Below are 14,836 nucleotides of genomic sequence, written 5' to 3'. Positions count from 1 at the left end.
ATGACGGCCGCTGCGTTTGTGTGGAATGCCTTGTTAGGATGGCTGTGCGAAAGCACTTATATGACCTGGAAGTCAAAACGTTGGACCAACCGCGGGCTGATGCGCGGACCGTGGATCCTGGCTTACGGCTGTGCGGCTTTCTTAAAACCGCTGGCCGGTGAACCCATCGTGGTCTTCGTATTGGCAGCGACCCTGATCGCTGTGGTCAAAGAAGGATTGAATCTGATCGCAGCTTTATGGTCGCACGTCCGCTGGCAGCAGGGCTTTCATTTATCGGCAGTTCTGGCCTACGGTGTATTTGGGCTGGCCATGGTCTATGTGATCCCGGAAGCGAACCCTTATTTAGGTATGCTTTGGATCGTGATGGCTGCTGATTTGATTTATACTCTTTATCGGCTTACGATCTACCGGCACCTGACTGAAGGTGTGCAGAAAGATCTGAAACAGTGCATGGATCATTTTGCATCGGATCAGGATCTGCGCAGCGAACGTCTGCAGCGCCTGCGGCAGGATGTCAAAGACCGCCGGGATCAGAAAAACGAAGCGTTTGACAAAGAACGTGATGAAACGGCGTATGGTCGGGATGACTTACTTCAGAAGGTGGAAATCGAACGGGCAGCCATGATGTACGATGCCAAAACGCAGCTGGCAAGCATTGACCGAGAGATCGACAAACTGGATGACCGGAAGTTTTCGACCTGGATGGATTACAATTCGGATATCCGGGAATTGGTCGGCCGTCTGCAGCAGGAACTAGCGCAGCTGGAGCAGGAAAAACAAAAACATCCAGCTCGGAATTACCCGGATTTTGTGTATGTTGAGGAGTATGCGGATGCCGTCGAACGGGCAGAAGCGCTCATTTCAGAAAAGCATGAAAAAATTTGATTCCATCCGGCAAAGATGATAGAATAGCAGAGCAAGTGCAAGCTTGCCCTGTTTCTTTTTATAAGAAACCAATAGTCCAAAGGGAGGTGTACACATGAAAAAATATGAAATTATGTACATTGTAAAAGCTTCATTAGATGACGATCAATTCCAGAAAGTCGCTGACCGTCTGAACAGCACGATCACGGAAAACGGCGGTACCATCGATAAATTCGATGACTGGGGCGTCAAAGATTTCGCTTATGAAATCGATCATATGAAGAAGGGCCACTATGCGGTCATCAATGCGACGGCAAACAATGCCGGCGTTGCGGAATTCCAGCGTATGGCTCATATCAGCAACAATGTCATTCGTATCATGGTCTTAAAGACCGAAGACGAAAAGAAGTAATTCGAGGATAGAACTATGGTCAATCGTGTAGTATTAATCGGACGTTTAACAAGAGATCTTGAATTGCGCCGGACGCAGAGCGGCACGAGCGTATTGTCCTTTACGCTGGCCGTCGGACGCAGATCGCCGCAGCCGGGACAGCCGGATGCCGATTTTATCAACTGCGTTGCCTGGAGCAAGACGGCAGAACTGATGGCACAATATCTGCACAAGGGTTCGATGTGTGCGGTCGAAGGCCGCATCCAGACCCGGAACTACGAAAATAACCAGGGCCAGCGCGTCTATGTGACGGAGGTCGTGGCAGAAAGCGTACAGTTCCTGGATTCCCGCAGTTCAGCCAATACCGGCTATCAGCAGAGCGGAAACAATTATGCGAACAACTATCGTTCCGATAATCGTTCCCAGAATAGTTCCCAGAACTTCCAGCAGCCGGCACAGAACAATTCGTTCGAGGATTTTTCGGATGATCAGAATGATACACTGGATATTGCCAGTGATGATTTACCGTTTTAACAGAAAGGAAGAACAAAGATGGCATTCAGAAAACAACGGATGGGACGTAAAAAAGTCTGCTACTTTACCAAGAATAAAATCAAAGAAATCGACTATAAAGACGTTGAATTGTTGAAGCGCTTCATCAACGCCAACGGAAAAATCATTCCGAGACGTGTGACCGGAACGCGTGCCAAATATCAGAGAATGTTGGCTAAAGCAATCAAACGTGCCCGTCAAATGGCTTTATTGCCGTATGTCGTAGACTAATCAAACGCATCAATGATGCGTTTTTTTCGTGTTTCTGCACTTTTGTGCTAAAATACGGGGTATGAACACACAACAGCTGACGCGCGGAGCTATGGTCTGCGCCATCTATGGACTTCTGCTGTTTTTGAATCAGCAGACCGGCCTGATGATCGAATCGTCTGCTTCCTGGCTCTTCGTGCTGCCGATCCTTGTTTATACAGCGATGTACGGTGCTAAAGTGGCCGGTATTGCGGCTTTGGCCATGTGCCTGATGACATTTTTATTCGGGGGCTTCACCACTTGGTTTTATAGCTGGCTGTCGATCTTAAGCGGATATGTCTATGGCAGCGGTGTCTTCCGCAGGCAGAAAAACAGCGTGAATTTCCTGCTGGTTTTTCTGATCAGCTTCGTGTCTACGATTTTGATGGTGTACTTATGGGCAGCGGTCTTTGATCTGGATCTGATGTCCGATTTCAAGATGATCGTTCAATATTTTCCATCTGTCCGCTGGGATGCGTTTGTTCTGGCGGTGGTGGTCGCCATGGCGCTGCTGGAGGCGCTGTGCATCCATTTGGTGGGGATCCTGCTCTGTACCCGGCTGCGGATCGCCATGCGGCCGCTGAACGGGATCGATTCGATCGAAAGCCCGCGCTGGGTCGGCATCGTTTCGCTTGTGATCTGGCTAGTCTACTTTTTCGGACAAAGTATGGTAAAATTATCTCCGGAATGGCAGACGGCGGTACAGGCGGCGCTGTTCCTTGATGCGATGGCACTGGACTTTTACGGGGTCGTTTATTTTATGACGCTGACCGTACGGAAAGGCAGCCGGAAGCGGGCGCCGCTGGCCATCTTAGGTGCATTTATTCCAGTTTTGCAGATTTTATGGATCTTGTCAGGAGAAATGGACTGTCTTTTGCAGATCCGGAAGAATTACTTGAAACAGAGTTGAGGTTGCAGTATGAAACAATATCGTAAGTGGTTGATCTTGGCGAGCGTCGGCGCAGTCATGGCTGCGGTCGGCATCATTCTTTTATTTCTGGATCACCAAACAAAAGCCGGCATCTTATTTATCGTTGTAACGGCTGTTCTTGCGCTTGCGTTTTCGCAATTGTGGCAGGATGTCCGCCGATACGGGGTACAAACCGAACTGGATATTTCCCGGGTGCTGGGCAAGGATGCCAAAGATGCACTGAGCTTCGGAAATGGCGGCATCCTGACATACAACGACGAATATACCGTGACCTGGCAGTCGCCGTTTTTCAAAGAACGGGGCATCGACCTGGTCAATCATCAGCTGACGTCATGGATCCGTGAGATCCGCGATCTGTTTGAGGAAGAAGTCGATTATATTGTCGGTTACGCCGATAACAGTGCCTATGAGATCATGCGGAAAGCCGATTCCAACATTCTTTATGTAAAAGATATTACGAATTATCAGAATTTATCACAAAAATATATGAACAGCGGCACGGTAGTCGGCATCATTCAGCTGGACAATTATGTCGAATACCAGTCGTATGAAAATGAAGCCTTGATGGAACAAATCAACACCCATCTGCGGGCGCCGATCCTTAAATGGGCCCATGACAACGGTATGCTTATCCGACGGTTCCGGTCGGACCGCTTTTTCGTTGTTTTAAATCAAGGCTTATTCGAAAAAATCCGAAAAGACAATTTTACTATTTTACAGATCGTAAAAGACGAAGCACACAATTTAGATGTTTCGATCACTTTAAGCATGGCTTTTGCTTATGGGACCGAGGACTTTAATGAGCTGGATTCGATGGTCAGCGAGCTGCTGGAGCTGGCGCAGAGCCGCGGCGGCGATCAGGTCGCCTTCCGCAACGCGAAAGGGCGGGCGCAGTTTGTCGGCGGCAACAGTGAGAACAGTTCGTCACGATCTAAGGTCCGTGTCCATACCATGGCCCAGTCCATTCAAGGAGCTGTCCGCGATGCCGAAAATGTTTATATTGCCGGTCACACGGTGACGGATTTTGACTGTATGGGCGCGGCTTTGGCCGTATCCGGCTGGTGCCGGGCATTGGGCAAGAAAGTGTTCATTGTATTGGACGGCGTGCCTTGGGATGATCAGCTGACGTTGATGATGCAGCGGTATAAAAAGACGATCCGCGAACGGCATACTTTCATTTCGCCGCTGGAAGCAGCAGATCAAATTGATTATGACCGCGACTTGCTGATCATGGTCGATCATGCCATCCCGGCTATTTCCAGTGCCAAGGATTTCATCGATACCTGCAAGAATATTATCGTGATCGATCATCATCGCAAGAATGAACAATTTGTGAAGCACACGATGCTTTCTTATGTCGAAAGTACCGCAAGTTCGACGTGTGAGTTGATCACCGAACTTTTACAGATCATTCCGAATCATGTGCCGATCTATGAAACCGAGGCGACGATCATGTATTTGGGCATCATCGTCGATACCAACCGTTTCAAGATGCATACCGATGCGCGGACCTTCGAGGCAGCGGCGGCACTGCGTTCATGGGGCGCAAATGCCAAAGAAGCAGAAAAGGCCCTGACCATCGATTGGGAAGATTTCAATATTAAAAATAAATTATTATCGGAGGCGAAAGTAGTCGACGGCCGGTTCATGATCATGTGCACCGATACACCGGTGGAAAAGACCATGTTAGCGACGACAGCGGATACGCTGCTGTCCATTCAAGGCTGTCAGGCCGCCTTTGCGATGGCGCCTTTAAAAGGCAAAACACGGGTCACCGCTTTGAGTGCCCGGGGGGCGGGCGATTTCAACGTGCAGAAAGTCATTGAAAAGCTGCAGGGCGGCGGTCATTTCAGCGCCGCAGCCGTGGAGCGCGGCGACTTGAAACCGGAAGAGCTCAAACAAGAATTGTTGAATATATTACAGGAGGAAGAACATGAAAGTCATTCTGCTTAAAGATGTACGAAATGTTGGTAAAAAAGACGAAGTGAAAGAGGTCAGTGACGGGTATGCCCGCAACTATTTGATCAAACGTCATCTGGCCGTGGCGTATACCGAGGGCGCAAAAAAGGTATTAAATGCCCAATTGAAAGAACGTGAAAAAGAAGAAGCACAGAAGAAGGCCGAAGCGGAAGAGACAGCCGAAAAACTGAAGAACATGCCGTTGGAGTTCTCTTTGAACGCTGGTAAAGACGGACAAGTATTCGGTTCCGTTTCCTCTAAGCAGATTGCTGAAGCGCTGCATGAAAAAGGCATTGCGGTCGATAAGCGGAAGATCAAGATGGAGCAGGCGATCTCGTCATTGGGCACGACCAAGGTCAAAGTGGATCTGTACCGCAATCAGGTGATCGGCGAGATCATCGTCCGCGTCCGTCAGAAGGATTAATATGGCGCAGGAATTACCCAACAGCCAGGACATGGAAAAAGCTGTCCTGGGGGCTTTGATGATCTACCCTGACGCGATGACGGCCTGCATGGATATGGATCTGAAAGCCGAGGAATTTTATGTTCCGGCGCATCAGACGTTGTATCGCTGCATTGAAGCACTGCATGAGCAAGGGTATGCGGTCGATACGACGACGGTCGTCGATCGTCTTCGCAGCCATGAAGAACTGCCGGCAGCCGGCGGCGCAGATTATGTGCTCGGGCTGGCAGATTTTGCGATTTCATCGGCCACCGTACACACCAATATTGAGATCATTAAAAACAAGGCCCAGCTGCGCCGTTTGATCCGAGTCTCGGAAGAAATCATCAATGACTGTTATGAAGCGGATGATATGGATGAGATCCTTGATGAAGCTGAAAAGAACATCATGGATGTGACACGGGACCGCCGCGGCAGCGAATTTGAATCGAGCCGTGAAGTGGTCAGCCGCGTGCTGACGAATATGAGCCGGCTGAAAAACCACCATGGTGTGGTCGGTATCAAGACTGGTTATACGGATCTGGATCGTATGACCAATGGCTTTCAGCGCGGCGACCTGATTATTTTGGCCGCTCGTCCGGCCATGGGAAAATCCGCACTGGCACTGAATTTTGTCAATCAGGTTGCCAAGCGCAACGACGGTGCCGTCGCGCTGTTTTCTCTGGAGATGCCGGCCGATCAGCTGATGATGCGGCTTTTGAGCTGTGAAAGCCAGGTCCCGTCGGAGAAGATCCGCAGCGCGCGGATCAGCGACAGTGAAACATCCAGCGTCAATGCGGCCGGCAGCCTGCTTTCCGAGCGGCATATTTTTATCGACGATACCAGCAGCGTGCGCATTCCGGAGATCTTTTCCAAATGCCGCAAACTGCAGAGCGAAGAAGGCTCTCTGTCCCTGATCGTGATCGACTATCTGCAGCTGATCACCGGGCCGATCCGTTCGGATTCCCGTCAGCAGGAAGTTTCCTATATTTCGCGTAACTTGAAGATCCTGGCAAAAGAGATGAATTGTCCGGTCGTGGCGCTTTCTCAGCTTTCGCGTAAGGTGGAAGAACGTCCGGATCACCGGCCGCAGCTGTCCGATTTACGTGAGTCCGGCTCCATCGAACAGGATGCCGATATTGTTATGTTTCTTTATCGTGCCGGCTACTATGACCGGGACAATGAAGAACCATCGGATACGGAAGTAGTACAGGTCAATCTGGCAAAACACCGCAACGGTGCGATCGGACAGATCGATCTGGCTTTTGAAAAGAAAATATCGCGCTTTACAAGCTTGAAAAATACGGGCGGAGATGATGTCTATGCGCATTGATTTATTATGCAGCGGGTCGAAAGGCAACTGTGCTGTGGTCCGCGAAGGGAATACGCAGCTGATGATCGACTGTGGTTCAACCAAAAAATATCTGACACAGGCAATGACCAAAGCCAATGTGCAGCTGGAAGACACGGATGCGGTGCTGATCACGCACACGCATACGGATCATATCAAACAGCTGAAGATGGTCCGGCACCTGCCGGTTTATTCCTACTGCGACCTGGATGATGTGGATGTGCATCATGTCGTGCAGCCGCTGAGTGAATTTGATATCGGCTTATTTCATATCCGGGTCATCGGACTGTCGCATGATGCACCGAAGACATGCGGCTATGTGATCGAATCCCCGACCGATAAACTCGTTTATATCACCGATACCGGTTATGTGCCCAACGATGAAAAAACGTACTTGACCGATGCCGGTCATTATATTTTTGAAAGCAACCATGATATTGCCAAGCTGATGCAGACCCGCCGGCCAATGTTTGTCAAGCAGCGGATCTTATCCGATAATGGTCATCTGAACAATGAAGATGCCGGTCATTATTTAACCGAACTGATCAATGACCGTACGAAGGATATTGTCCTGGCGCATCTCAGTCAGGAAGCCAATCATCCGCAGCTGGCGCTGCAGGCGGTCAAGGATCAATTTGCCCGCCGCGATCTGCCGATGAACAGCTTTCATTTACAGGCGGCAGAACAGTTTGAAATTACGACGATCGGTGAATAAAGGTATCGGTACAGATACCTTTTTTCATGGCTGGAATAGGTGACAATCCGAAGTCAGAATGTTAGAATGGTAATGATATTGATTAAAGGAGCAGAGAGTTTATGTTGACGATCATTGATCATCCGCTGATCTGCCACAAGCTGACGATCATGCGGAATAAAGAAACCGGAACCAAAGATTTCCGCCAGAACTTAGATGAAATCGGCGGACTGATGGTTTATGAAGTAACGCGGGATCTGCCGCTGCACTCGGTTGACATTGAAACACCGATCACCAAATACACCGGACAGGAACTCGCGACCAAGGTGGTTGTTGTACCGATCCTGCGTGCCGGATTAGGCATGGTTTCAGGCATCATGGATCTGATCCCGACCGCCAAAGTGGCACACATTGGAATGTACCGGGATGAGGAAACACTAGAGCCGCATCCGTATTTTGAAAAATATCCGCCGGCTTTTGCGGATTCCCTGGCGATCATCGTCGATCCGATGCTGGCGACCGGCGGTTCCAGCATTGCGGCCATCGATATGGTCAAAAAGCAAGGATGCAAAAACATCAAACTGGTGTGCCTGGTCGGCGCGCCGGAAGGTGTCAAGGCAGTGGAATCGGCACATCCGGATGTGGATATTTATTTGGCAGCCTTGGACGATCATTTGAATGAAAATGGCTACATCGTTCCGGGTCTGGGCGATGCCGGTGACCGGATCTTCGGCACCAAGTAATATGAGCGATCTACGGAAGCTGAAACAAAGTGTGACACGGCTCACGCTGGCAGTCGGTCTGATCGTTTCCGGCATTTGTTACGCAGTATTTGATTTCCGGACGTTTATCGGAGTTTGGATCGGTGTTTTTACGGCGCTGGCCGGCTTTGAGATGATCATCCGAATGGTGCGGTCGCTGCCGGACAACGGAGAAGACGGACGTCAGATGGGGCGCGGCAGCTATGCGCTGCGTTATGCGTTCTATGCGCTTGTGCTCGCAGTGGGCGCTTTGCGGCATGTTCCCGTATTGGCGATGTTGGCGGGGTTTGTCTGCCATAAATTATCGCTGTTGATTTATACGTATCAAAATAGGCAGAAAGGTGGGGAGTGAATGAACCATATCAGTGATATAGAAATCACGATAGGCAGCTGGACATGGGTCATTCCGCAGTCTATTCTCGTCTGGTTTGCTCTGTGCATTATTTTTGCGGTCTTCTTCTATGTGGCCGGAAAGCGAATCGATCGTGCGGATCCGGCAAAAGCCAGCAAGGGTCTGGTCTATGTAGCGGAAGAAATGCTGAATCTGGCAATCTATGTCACGGGCAATAACCTGAAGGATAAAGTGTATCATTATCTGCCGGTCTTCGGTACGCTGCTGTTCATGATGGCGGCTGCCAATTTGGTCGGTCTGCTGGGCTGGCAGAATCCGACCTCGAACGTCAGTTTCAATGGTACACTGGCAATCTGTGTTTTCCTGACAACGCAGTATCATGGCATCAAAAAGGGCGGTTTAGTCAATCGTCTGAAAGAACTGGCGGAACCGTTCTGGTTCCTGTTCCCGCTGAATATCATCGGTGAACTGGCGCCGGTCATTTCCCTGACGATGCGTTTGTTCGGAAATATGTTGGCCGGATATTTGATCACGGCATTGGTTTATACGCTGATGGCCAATACGATGCCGTTTGGTATCCTAGGATTTGCGGTGACGCCGTTCCTGCATATGTATTTTGATATTTTCTCAGGATGTATTCAATCCTTTATTTTCTTTACGTTATCGTCTTACTTTATCGGCCAGCAAGTTGCCGATCAAGAGGAATAGTTGAATAGGAGGACAAGATTATGGAATTCAACGCAGATTTTGTGAAAGGTATGGCATGTTTAGGTGCCGGAATTGCAATGATCGCCGGATTGGGCCCTGGTATCGGTCAGGGTATCGCAGCCAGCCGCGGTGCGGAAGCTGTCGGACGGAATCCGGATGCACAGGGCAAGATCCAGTCGACAATGGTTTTGGGTATTGCGTTGGCCGAGACGACCGGTATTTACTCATTGATCATTGCCATTTTGTTGATTTTTGTCATTTAGTCAAAGGAGATCAGAATTTTGGTACCATATAACTTAGGTTGTCTGGTGCTTGAACAAAAGGCGTTTACATTAAATATCGATAACTATTTGCGGATCAATTTGACGGATATGATCATGGTCTTGATTTCGACCTTTTTGATCATCTTATTCGCAAAGAAATATTTCTGGGATAAGATCGTCGCTTTTGTCAAAAAACGGCAGGATCTGATCCAGCAGAATATCGATTCTTCCGAAGCTTTGAAGGCTGAAGCACAGGCGCAGAAAGATAAATACGATGAACAAATGCGCGGTGCCGGCAAAGAAGCTCATGCCATTTTAGCTATGGCCCGCAACGATGCAGACGAAGAGCGGGAGCGCATTCTGGCACAGGCACAGAATGAGGCGGCCCGTCTGAAAGAGCAGGCGCAGGAAGAAATTGAACGCGACAAGCGGCAGGCGCAGAAAGATATGAAAGCAGCCATCAGTGATGTAGCGATGGAAGCAGCGAAAAAGCTGGTGGACAAAGAGATGGATGAAAAAACACAGCGGAAGTTTGTGGATGACTTCATTCAGCAGGCGGGCGATCAGACATGGTAGATGTGTCACCGTACAGTCAGGCCTTGTTTGAGATCGCGCAGGATGGACATCAGGAAGATGCCTATCTGAAGGCACTGGAAGAATTATCAAAAACGTGGCAGGACACACCGGATCTGGTGCTGTACCTGAAACATCCGAAGATCGAACGGGCGCAGAAGCGGCAGATCCTGGCATCCATTGTGCCGGAGGATGGTCTGCTGCAGCGGTTTTTATTCGTGTGCAATGCGCACGATGTTGCCGCGTACGTTCCGGAAATCTATACGGCGTATGTAAATTTGTACAATCAAGCCCGCAATGTCGAGTTTGTGCGCGTGGATTCCGCTTCGGAACTGACGGAGGAAGAACGGACCCGTTTAAAGGACGTGCTTTCGCAGAAAATGAACAAAACCGTAGAATTGTCGGTACATGTCGATCCTTCTTTGATTGCGGGTTTGCGTGTGCAAACGCAGCAGTTTGTGTTGGACAATACGGTTGTACATCGCGTAGAAGCGATGAAAGAAGAATTGAAGAAAGAGTAGGAAGCAGGTGATCGTATGGCGTTAAATCCTGCAGAGATCAGCAAGCTGATCAAAGCGCAGATAGAAAATATGGATGAAGACCTGGAGATGACCGAAAGCGGCACTGTCATCAGTATCGGTGACGGAATCGCGTTGGTTTACGGTCTTCGCAATGCGATGATGAGCGAACTGCTGTTGTTCCCGCATGATATCTACGGAATGGTCATGAACTTGGAGCAGGAGCATGTCGGCGTCGTATTGTTGGGGGAGAACCCTGATATCAAAGAAGGCGATCCGGTGAAACGCACCGGTCATATCGTCGAAGTCCCGGTGGGCGATGAAATGTGCGGCCGTGTTGTCAATGCATTGGGCGCACCGATCGACGGCTTAGGCCCGATCCACACCACTAAGACGCGTCCGGTCGAACGAGTCGCACCGGGCGTCATTACCCGTAAGAGCGTATCGGTCCCATTACAGACCGGTCTGAAAGTGATCGACTCGATGATCCCGATCGGCCGCGGCCAGCGTGAGCTGATCATCGGCGACCGTCAGACTGGAAAGACGGCCATCGCCATCGATACGATCTTGAATCAGAAAGATACCGATGTGAAATGTATTTACGTTGCCATCGGACAGAAAGCCAGCACCGTTGCCCAAATTGTAGAGAAATTAAAATTGGCCGGTGCGATGAGTTATACTACGATCGTGGCCGCTACCGCGAGCGAATCCGCCCCGCTGCAGTACATTGCCCCGTATGCAGGCTGTGCCATCGGTGAGGAATGGATGGAACAAGGACAGGATGTCCTGATCATTTACGATGATTTAAGTAAACATGCGGTCGCATATCGTACGATGTCGCTGCTGCTGCGCAGACCGCCAGGACGTGAAGCGTATCCGGGCGATGTCTTCTATTTGCATTCCCGTCTGTTGGAACGTGCGGCAAGGATGTCGGAGGAATACGGCGGCGGTTCGCTGACGGCCCTGCCGATCATCGAAACGCAGGCCGGTGATATTTCTGCTTACATTCCGACCAATGTCATTTCAATCACCGACGGTCAGATCTTCCTGAATACGGATCTATTCAACGAAGGTATCCGTCCGGCGGTCGACAGCGGTCTGAGCGTCAGCCGTGTCGGTTCAGCGGCACAGGTCAAAGCAATGAAACAGGTTTCCGGTTCTTTGAAACTGGACCTGGCACAATATCATGAAATGGAATCTTTCGCGAAATTCGGTTCCGATCTGGATGCGACCACAAAACGGATCTTGGACCATGGTGCCCGTCTGGAGCATTTATTGGTGCAGAAACAATATCAGCCGATGTCGGTAGCGGAGCAAGTCATGTCGCTGTTTGCGGCGAACCATGAATATCTGAAAGACGTCGAGGTCGATCGAGTCACGGAATATGAAGCAGGTATGCTGAAGTTCATGCATTCCGAATATCCGCATGTGCTTGATCAAATCGAGGCAAAGAAAGTCATCGACGATGATCTGCAGAAACAGATGGAAACCGCGTTGGATGCCTATCGGGAAGTGTATGCCGTAACCGAGGGTGCGCAGCATGTCACAGAGTAGACAGGCGATCAAAAACCGCATCCGCTCGGTTGAATCCACGATGAAGATCACCCGTGTCATGCAGCTGATGGCCAGCACGGAGCTGACCCGCCAGCGCAAGACGATGGAAGAAAATCGTGAATATGCACAAGGTATGGCCGGCTTACTGAATTTTGCGCTGACCCATGCAGACAAAAACAATCCGTTTTTACAAGAGAATGAAGGGAAGCCTTCCTTTATCATCGTATTTACGAGTGATATGGGATTGTGCGGCTCCTACAATGCCAATGTATTCCGGCTGTTTGAACAGATCGTGCAGCCGGACGATCATGTGGTCATGGTCGGAAGCAAAGGCTGTGCATGGGCGCGTTCACGGGAAATTGACCTGGAAGACGCGGCAGAGGATCTGTCCAAAGACGGTGCGTACGATTGGTTTTCCCAGGTGGTTGAAAAAGCACTGCACTTATTTATGAATGAACAGATCTCAGCTGTTCGAATTCTTTATACACACTATAAAAATACGCTGACCTTTGAGCCGCGGCTGGAAACCGTTTTGCCGGCTGCCAAAAAAGAGACGGAAGAAAAACCGTCCCGGGCGCTGACGATTTATGAACCGGGCGAAGAAGAGATGCTGAAGGAAGTACTGCCGCTGGCAGCCAAATCGCTGGTTTACTCACGTTATCTGGAAAGCCGGACAAGCGAACAGGCCAGCCGCCGCATGGCGATGGAGGCCGCAACAGATAATGCAGATGAATTAAAAGATGAACTGACGCTGGCTTATAACCAGGCTCGTCAGAGCGCTATCACCAATGAAATCATTGATATTGTCGGCGGTGCCAACGCGTTGTCATAGGAGGGAAAGAATGAGTCAGAATATAGGAAAAATAGTACAGGTCATCGGCCCGGTCGTCGATGTGGCGTTTTCTGAGGATCGTTTGCCCGATTTATTGACCGCCATTGAAGTACCGCTGGAAGGAAAAGACAGCCTGGTATTGGAAGTGGCGCAGGGAATCGGACAGGATATGGTACGCTGCATTTCCATGGGCTCTACCGATGGTCTGGTCCGCGGGATGAAAGCCATCGATACTGGCAGCCCGATCAAAGCACCGGTGGGTGAAGAAGTCTTGGGCCGTATGTTTAATGTCCTGGGCCGTCCGATCGACGGATTGGGCGAACTGAAAGGTGATGTGACCTATCGGCCGATCCACCGTGAAGCACCGGCTTTTGATGAACAATCCACAAAGAGCGAACCGCTGGAAACGGGTATCAAGGTCATCGATTTATTATGTCCGTATATGAAAGGCGGCAAGATCGGTTTGTTCGGCGGTGCCGGGGTCGGTAAGACCGTGTTGATCCAGGAGCTGATCCATAACATTGCCATGGAGCATGGCGGCAAATCTGTCGTCGTCGGTGTCGGTGAACGTACGCGTGAAGGCAATGATATGTATAATGAAATGAAAGAGAGCGGTGTCCTAGATAAAACCGTGCTGGTTTACGGACAGATGAATGAAAGTCCGGGTGCCCGCATGCGTGTCGGACTGACCGGCCTGACCATGGCCGAAGAATTCCGTGATGTCGAACATCAGGATGTCCTCTTGTTTATCGATAATATTTTCCGTTTTACGCAGGCGGGTTCCGAGGTCAGTGCCTTATTGGGCCGGATCCCGAGCGCGGCCGGTTATCAGCCGACGCTGGCAACCGAAATGGGCCAGCTGCAGGAGCGGATCACGTCGACCAAGGATGGTTCCATCACTTCAGTACAGGCAGTCTATGTGCCGGCCGATGACTTGACGGACCCGGCGCCGGCAACAGCCTTTACGCATCTGGATGCCAAGGTCGTATTGGACCGCGGTATTGCCGCATTGGGTATTTATCCGGCCGTTGATCCGCTGGAGTCCAGTTCTCGTATCCTGGATCCGCTGGTTGTCGGAGAACGGCATTATAAGGTGGCCCGCGGCGTGCAGAGCATTTTGCAGCGGTACAAAGAACTGCAGGATATCATTGCTATCTTAGGTATGGATGAATTGGGCGAGGAAGATAAGAAGATCGTCAACCGTGCCCGCCGTGTCCGTAACTTCCTTTCGCAGCCGTTCCATGTTGCGGAAGTCTTCTCGGGCATTTCCGGAAAGTATGTTCCGTTGGAAGATACCATCGACAGCTTTGAGAAGATCCTGAACGGTGATTATGATGATCTGCCGGAGCAGGCGTTCATGATGGTCGGTACGGTCGAAGAAGCAGCGGAAAAAGCGAAAAAGCTGGAGGCGTAGCCGCCTATGGAAATCAAGGTTGTTACGCCGCGCGGCGTCTATATGAAACAAACCGCAAGCGCTGTTCACCTGGCGTCAACAGAAGGAGAAATGACAGTGCTGGAACATCATGTGCCGATCTTTGCGGCCTTGGTGCCGTGTCCGTTGATCTTGACAGCCGAAGACGGTACGAAAAAAGAATATGCACTTTCGGGCGGTTTTATGAAGTACGGCGAAGGCGATTGCCTGATCTTGACCGATGCCATCGAAGGCAGGGAAGAAATCGACATCGAACGTGCGCGTCAGGCTTATCAGCGGGCGCGTGACCGGATCGAGAAGAAAGACGCATTGACGAATATGAAACGGGCCAATTTGGCATTGGCACGTGCCATTAACCGTATTCATGTTTATGAGATGAAATAAACCGGGTACATACTCGGTTTTCGTTT

The 14,836-nt window shown here is 50.2% G+C and carries 19 protein-coding genes; all 19 read left to right on the top strand.

What is annotated here, in order from left to right; genetic code table 11:
* The 19 genes from HNQ47_RS02115 (at position 1) to atpC (ending at position 14,810) form a co-directional block, all read left to right on the top strand.
* Positions 1-885 (top strand): putative ABC transporter permease, encoded by an 885-nt coding sequence (locus HNQ47_RS02115; protein ID WP_183327053.1) that lies wholly within the window; start codon positions 1-3, stop codon positions 883-885.
* A gap of 94 nt (positions 886-979) precedes the next feature.
* The gene (gene rpsF, locus HNQ47_RS02110) at positions 980-1,276 is read left to right on the top strand and encodes a 30S ribosomal protein S6 (RefSeq protein ID WP_183327051.1); all 297 of its coding nucleotides are present in this window, start codon (positions 980-982) and stop codon (positions 1,274-1,276) included.
* A gap of 15 nt (positions 1,277-1,291) precedes the next feature.
* Positions 1,292-1,789: a single-stranded DNA-binding protein gene (locus tag HNQ47_RS02105; protein WP_183327049.1), complete on the top strand. Its 498-nt coding sequence runs from the start codon at positions 1,292-1,294 to the stop codon at positions 1,787-1,789.
* Between the two features lie 18 nt (positions 1,790-1,807).
* Positions 1,808-2,038: a 30S ribosomal protein S18 gene (rpsR, locus tag HNQ47_RS02100; RefSeq protein WP_183327047.1), complete on the top strand. Its 231-nt coding sequence runs from the start codon at positions 1,808-1,810 to the stop codon at positions 2,036-2,038.
* Between the two features lie 61 nt (positions 2,039-2,099).
* Positions 2,100-2,966 carry a YybS family protein gene (locus HNQ47_RS02095; RefSeq protein WP_183327045.1) on the top strand — a complete coding sequence of 289 codons (867 nt, stop codon included), beginning with the start codon at positions 2,100-2,102 and terminating at the stop codon, positions 2,964-2,966.
* Positions 2,967-2,975: 9 nt separating this feature from the next.
* The gene (locus HNQ47_RS02090; RefSeq protein WP_183327043.1) at positions 2,976-4,940 is read left to right on the top strand and encodes a GGDEF domain-containing protein; all 1,965 of its coding nucleotides are present in this window, start codon (positions 2,976-2,978) and stop codon (positions 4,938-4,940) included.
* A complete protein-coding gene (gene rplI / locus HNQ47_RS02085; protein ID WP_183327041.1) occupies positions 4,921-5,370 on the top strand; it encodes a 50S ribosomal protein L9 in 450 nt (149 codons plus the stop codon). Before HNQ47_RS02090 ends, rplI begins: the two co-directional genes overlap by 20 nt.
* A gap of 1 nt (position 5,371) precedes the next feature.
* Positions 5,372-6,721, top strand: coding sequence for a replicative DNA helicase (gene dnaB / locus HNQ47_RS02080; RefSeq protein WP_183327039.1), 1,350 nt, complete (start codon positions 5,372-5,374; stop codon positions 6,719-6,721).
* Positions 6,711-7,454, top strand: coding sequence for an MBL fold metallo-hydrolase (locus HNQ47_RS02075; RefSeq protein WP_183327037.1), 744 nt, complete (start codon positions 6,711-6,713; stop codon positions 7,452-7,454). The genes dnaB and HNQ47_RS02075 overlap by 11 nt, the downstream gene beginning before the upstream one ends.
* 101 nt (positions 7,455-7,555) lie before the next feature.
* Positions 7,556-8,176: a uracil phosphoribosyltransferase gene (upp, locus tag HNQ47_RS02070; protein WP_183327035.1), complete on the top strand. Its 621-nt coding sequence runs from the start codon at positions 7,556-7,558 to the stop codon at positions 8,174-8,176.
* Positions 8,112-8,546 carry an ATP synthase subunit I gene (locus HNQ47_RS02065; RefSeq protein ID WP_183327032.1) on the top strand — a complete coding sequence of 145 codons (435 nt, stop codon included), beginning with the start codon at positions 8,112-8,114 and terminating at the stop codon, positions 8,544-8,546. Before upp ends, HNQ47_RS02065 begins: the two co-directional genes overlap by 65 nt.
* Positions 8,547-9,254 (top strand): FoF1 ATP synthase subunit A, encoded by a 708-nt coding sequence (locus HNQ47_RS02060; RefSeq protein ID WP_183327030.1) that lies wholly within the window; start codon positions 8,547-8,549, stop codon positions 9,252-9,254.
* A gap of 20 nt (positions 9,255-9,274) precedes the next feature.
* Positions 9,275-9,517, top strand: a complete 243-nt coding sequence (atpE, locus tag HNQ47_RS02055) for an ATP synthase F0 subunit C (protein WP_183327028.1) — start codon at positions 9,275-9,277, stop codon at positions 9,515-9,517.
* Positions 9,518-9,535: 18 nt separating this feature from the next.
* Positions 9,536-10,093, top strand: a complete 558-nt coding sequence (atpF, locus tag HNQ47_RS02050) for a F0F1 ATP synthase subunit B (RefSeq protein WP_246345994.1) — start codon at positions 9,536-9,538, stop codon at positions 10,091-10,093.
* Positions 10,087-10,611 carry an ATP synthase F1 subunit delta gene (gene atpH, locus HNQ47_RS02045; protein ID WP_183327027.1) on the top strand — a complete coding sequence of 175 codons (525 nt, stop codon included), beginning with the start codon at positions 10,087-10,089 and terminating at the stop codon, positions 10,609-10,611. The genes atpF and atpH overlap by 7 nt, the downstream gene beginning before the upstream one ends.
* A 15-nt stretch (positions 10,612-10,626) precedes the next feature.
* A complete protein-coding gene (gene atpA / locus HNQ47_RS02040; RefSeq protein WP_183327025.1) occupies positions 10,627-12,162 on the top strand; it encodes a F0F1 ATP synthase subunit alpha in 1,536 nt (511 codons plus the stop codon).
* On the top strand, positions 12,149-12,994 hold the full coding sequence (atpG, locus tag HNQ47_RS02035) for an ATP synthase F1 subunit gamma (protein WP_183327023.1): 846 nt from the start codon (positions 12,149-12,151) through the stop codon (positions 12,992-12,994). The genes atpA and atpG overlap by 14 nt, the downstream gene beginning before the upstream one ends.
* Before the next feature lie 10 nt (positions 12,995-13,004).
* The gene (atpD, locus tag HNQ47_RS02030; RefSeq protein WP_183327021.1) at positions 13,005-14,408 is read left to right on the top strand and encodes a F0F1 ATP synthase subunit beta; all 1,404 of its coding nucleotides are present in this window, start codon (positions 13,005-13,007) and stop codon (positions 14,406-14,408) included.
* Between the two features lie 6 nt (positions 14,409-14,414).
* Positions 14,415-14,810, top strand: a complete 396-nt coding sequence (atpC, locus tag HNQ47_RS02025) for an ATP synthase F1 subunit epsilon (protein WP_183327020.1) — start codon at positions 14,415-14,417, stop codon at positions 14,808-14,810.
* Positions 14,811-14,836 lie beyond the last annotated feature (26 nt).

This window comes from Catenisphaera adipataccumulans (assembly GCF_014202755.1).
Taxonomy (GTDB): Bacteria; Bacillota_I; Bacilli_A; order Erysipelotrichales; family Erysipelotrichaceae; genus Catenisphaera; species Catenisphaera adipataccumulans.
The sequence above is the reverse complement of the archived record's forward strand: the minus strand, read 5'-3'. Positions and strand labels throughout refer to the sequence as shown.

Excerpts from the sequence above, each read along its gene's own strand:
- atpC (WP_183327020.1), top strand. The coding sequence starts at position 14,415 with ATGGAAATCAAGGTTGTTACGCCGCGCGGCGTCTATATGAAACAAACC.
- rpsF (WP_183327051.1), top strand. The coding sequence starts at position 980 with ATGAAAAAATATGAAATTATGTACATTGTAAAAGCTTCATTAGATGAC.
- HNQ47_RS02060 (WP_183327030.1), top strand. The coding sequence starts at position 8,547 with ATGAACCATATCAGTGATATAGAAATCACGATAGGCAGCTGGACATGG.
- HNQ47_RS02090 (WP_183327043.1), top strand. The coding sequence starts at position 2,976 with ATGAAACAATATCGTAAGTGGTTGATCTTGGCGAGCGTCGGCGCAGTC.
- HNQ47_RS02095 (WP_183327045.1), top strand. The coding sequence starts at position 2,100 with ATGAACACACAACAGCTGACGCGCGGAGCTATGGTCTGCGCCATCTAT.
- HNQ47_RS02115 (WP_183327053.1), top strand. The coding sequence starts at position 1 with ATGACGGCCGCTGCGTTTGTGTGGAATGCCTTGTTAGGATGGCTGTGC.
- HNQ47_RS02105 (WP_183327049.1), top strand. The coding sequence starts at position 1,292 with ATGGTCAATCGTGTAGTATTAATCGGACGTTTAACAAGAGATCTTGAA.
- dnaB (WP_183327039.1), top strand. The coding sequence starts at position 5,372 with ATGGCGCAGGAATTACCCAACAGCCAGGACATGGAAAAAGCTGTCCTG.
- atpH (WP_183327027.1), top strand. The coding sequence starts at position 10,087 with ATGGTAGATGTGTCACCGTACAGTCAGGCCTTGTTTGAGATCGCGCAG.
- atpG (WP_183327023.1), top strand. The coding sequence starts at position 12,149 with ATGTCACAGAGTAGACAGGCGATCAAAAACCGCATCCGCTCGGTTGAA.
- HNQ47_RS02065 (WP_183327032.1), top strand. The coding sequence starts at position 8,112 with ATGAAAATGGCTACATCGTTCCGGGTCTGGGCGATGCCGGTGACCGGA.
- atpA (WP_183327025.1), top strand. The coding sequence starts at position 10,627 with ATGGCGTTAAATCCTGCAGAGATCAGCAAGCTGATCAAAGCGCAGATA.
- upp (WP_183327035.1), top strand. The coding sequence starts at position 7,556 with ATGTTGACGATCATTGATCATCCGCTGATCTGCCACAAGCTGACGATC.
- atpE (WP_183327028.1), top strand. The coding sequence starts at position 9,275 with ATGGAATTCAACGCAGATTTTGTGAAAGGTATGGCATGTTTAGGTGCC.
- HNQ47_RS02075 (WP_183327037.1), top strand. The coding sequence starts at position 6,711 with ATGCGCATTGATTTATTATGCAGCGGGTCGAAAGGCAACTGTGCTGTG.
- rpsR (WP_183327047.1), top strand. The coding sequence starts at position 1,808 with ATGGCATTCAGAAAACAACGGATGGGACGTAAAAAAGTCTGCTACTTT.
- atpD (WP_183327021.1), top strand. The coding sequence starts at position 13,005 with ATGAGTCAGAATATAGGAAAAATAGTACAGGTCATCGGCCCGGTCGTC.
- rplI (WP_183327041.1), top strand. The coding sequence starts at position 4,921 with ATGAAAGTCATTCTGCTTAAAGATGTACGAAATGTTGGTAAAAAAGAC.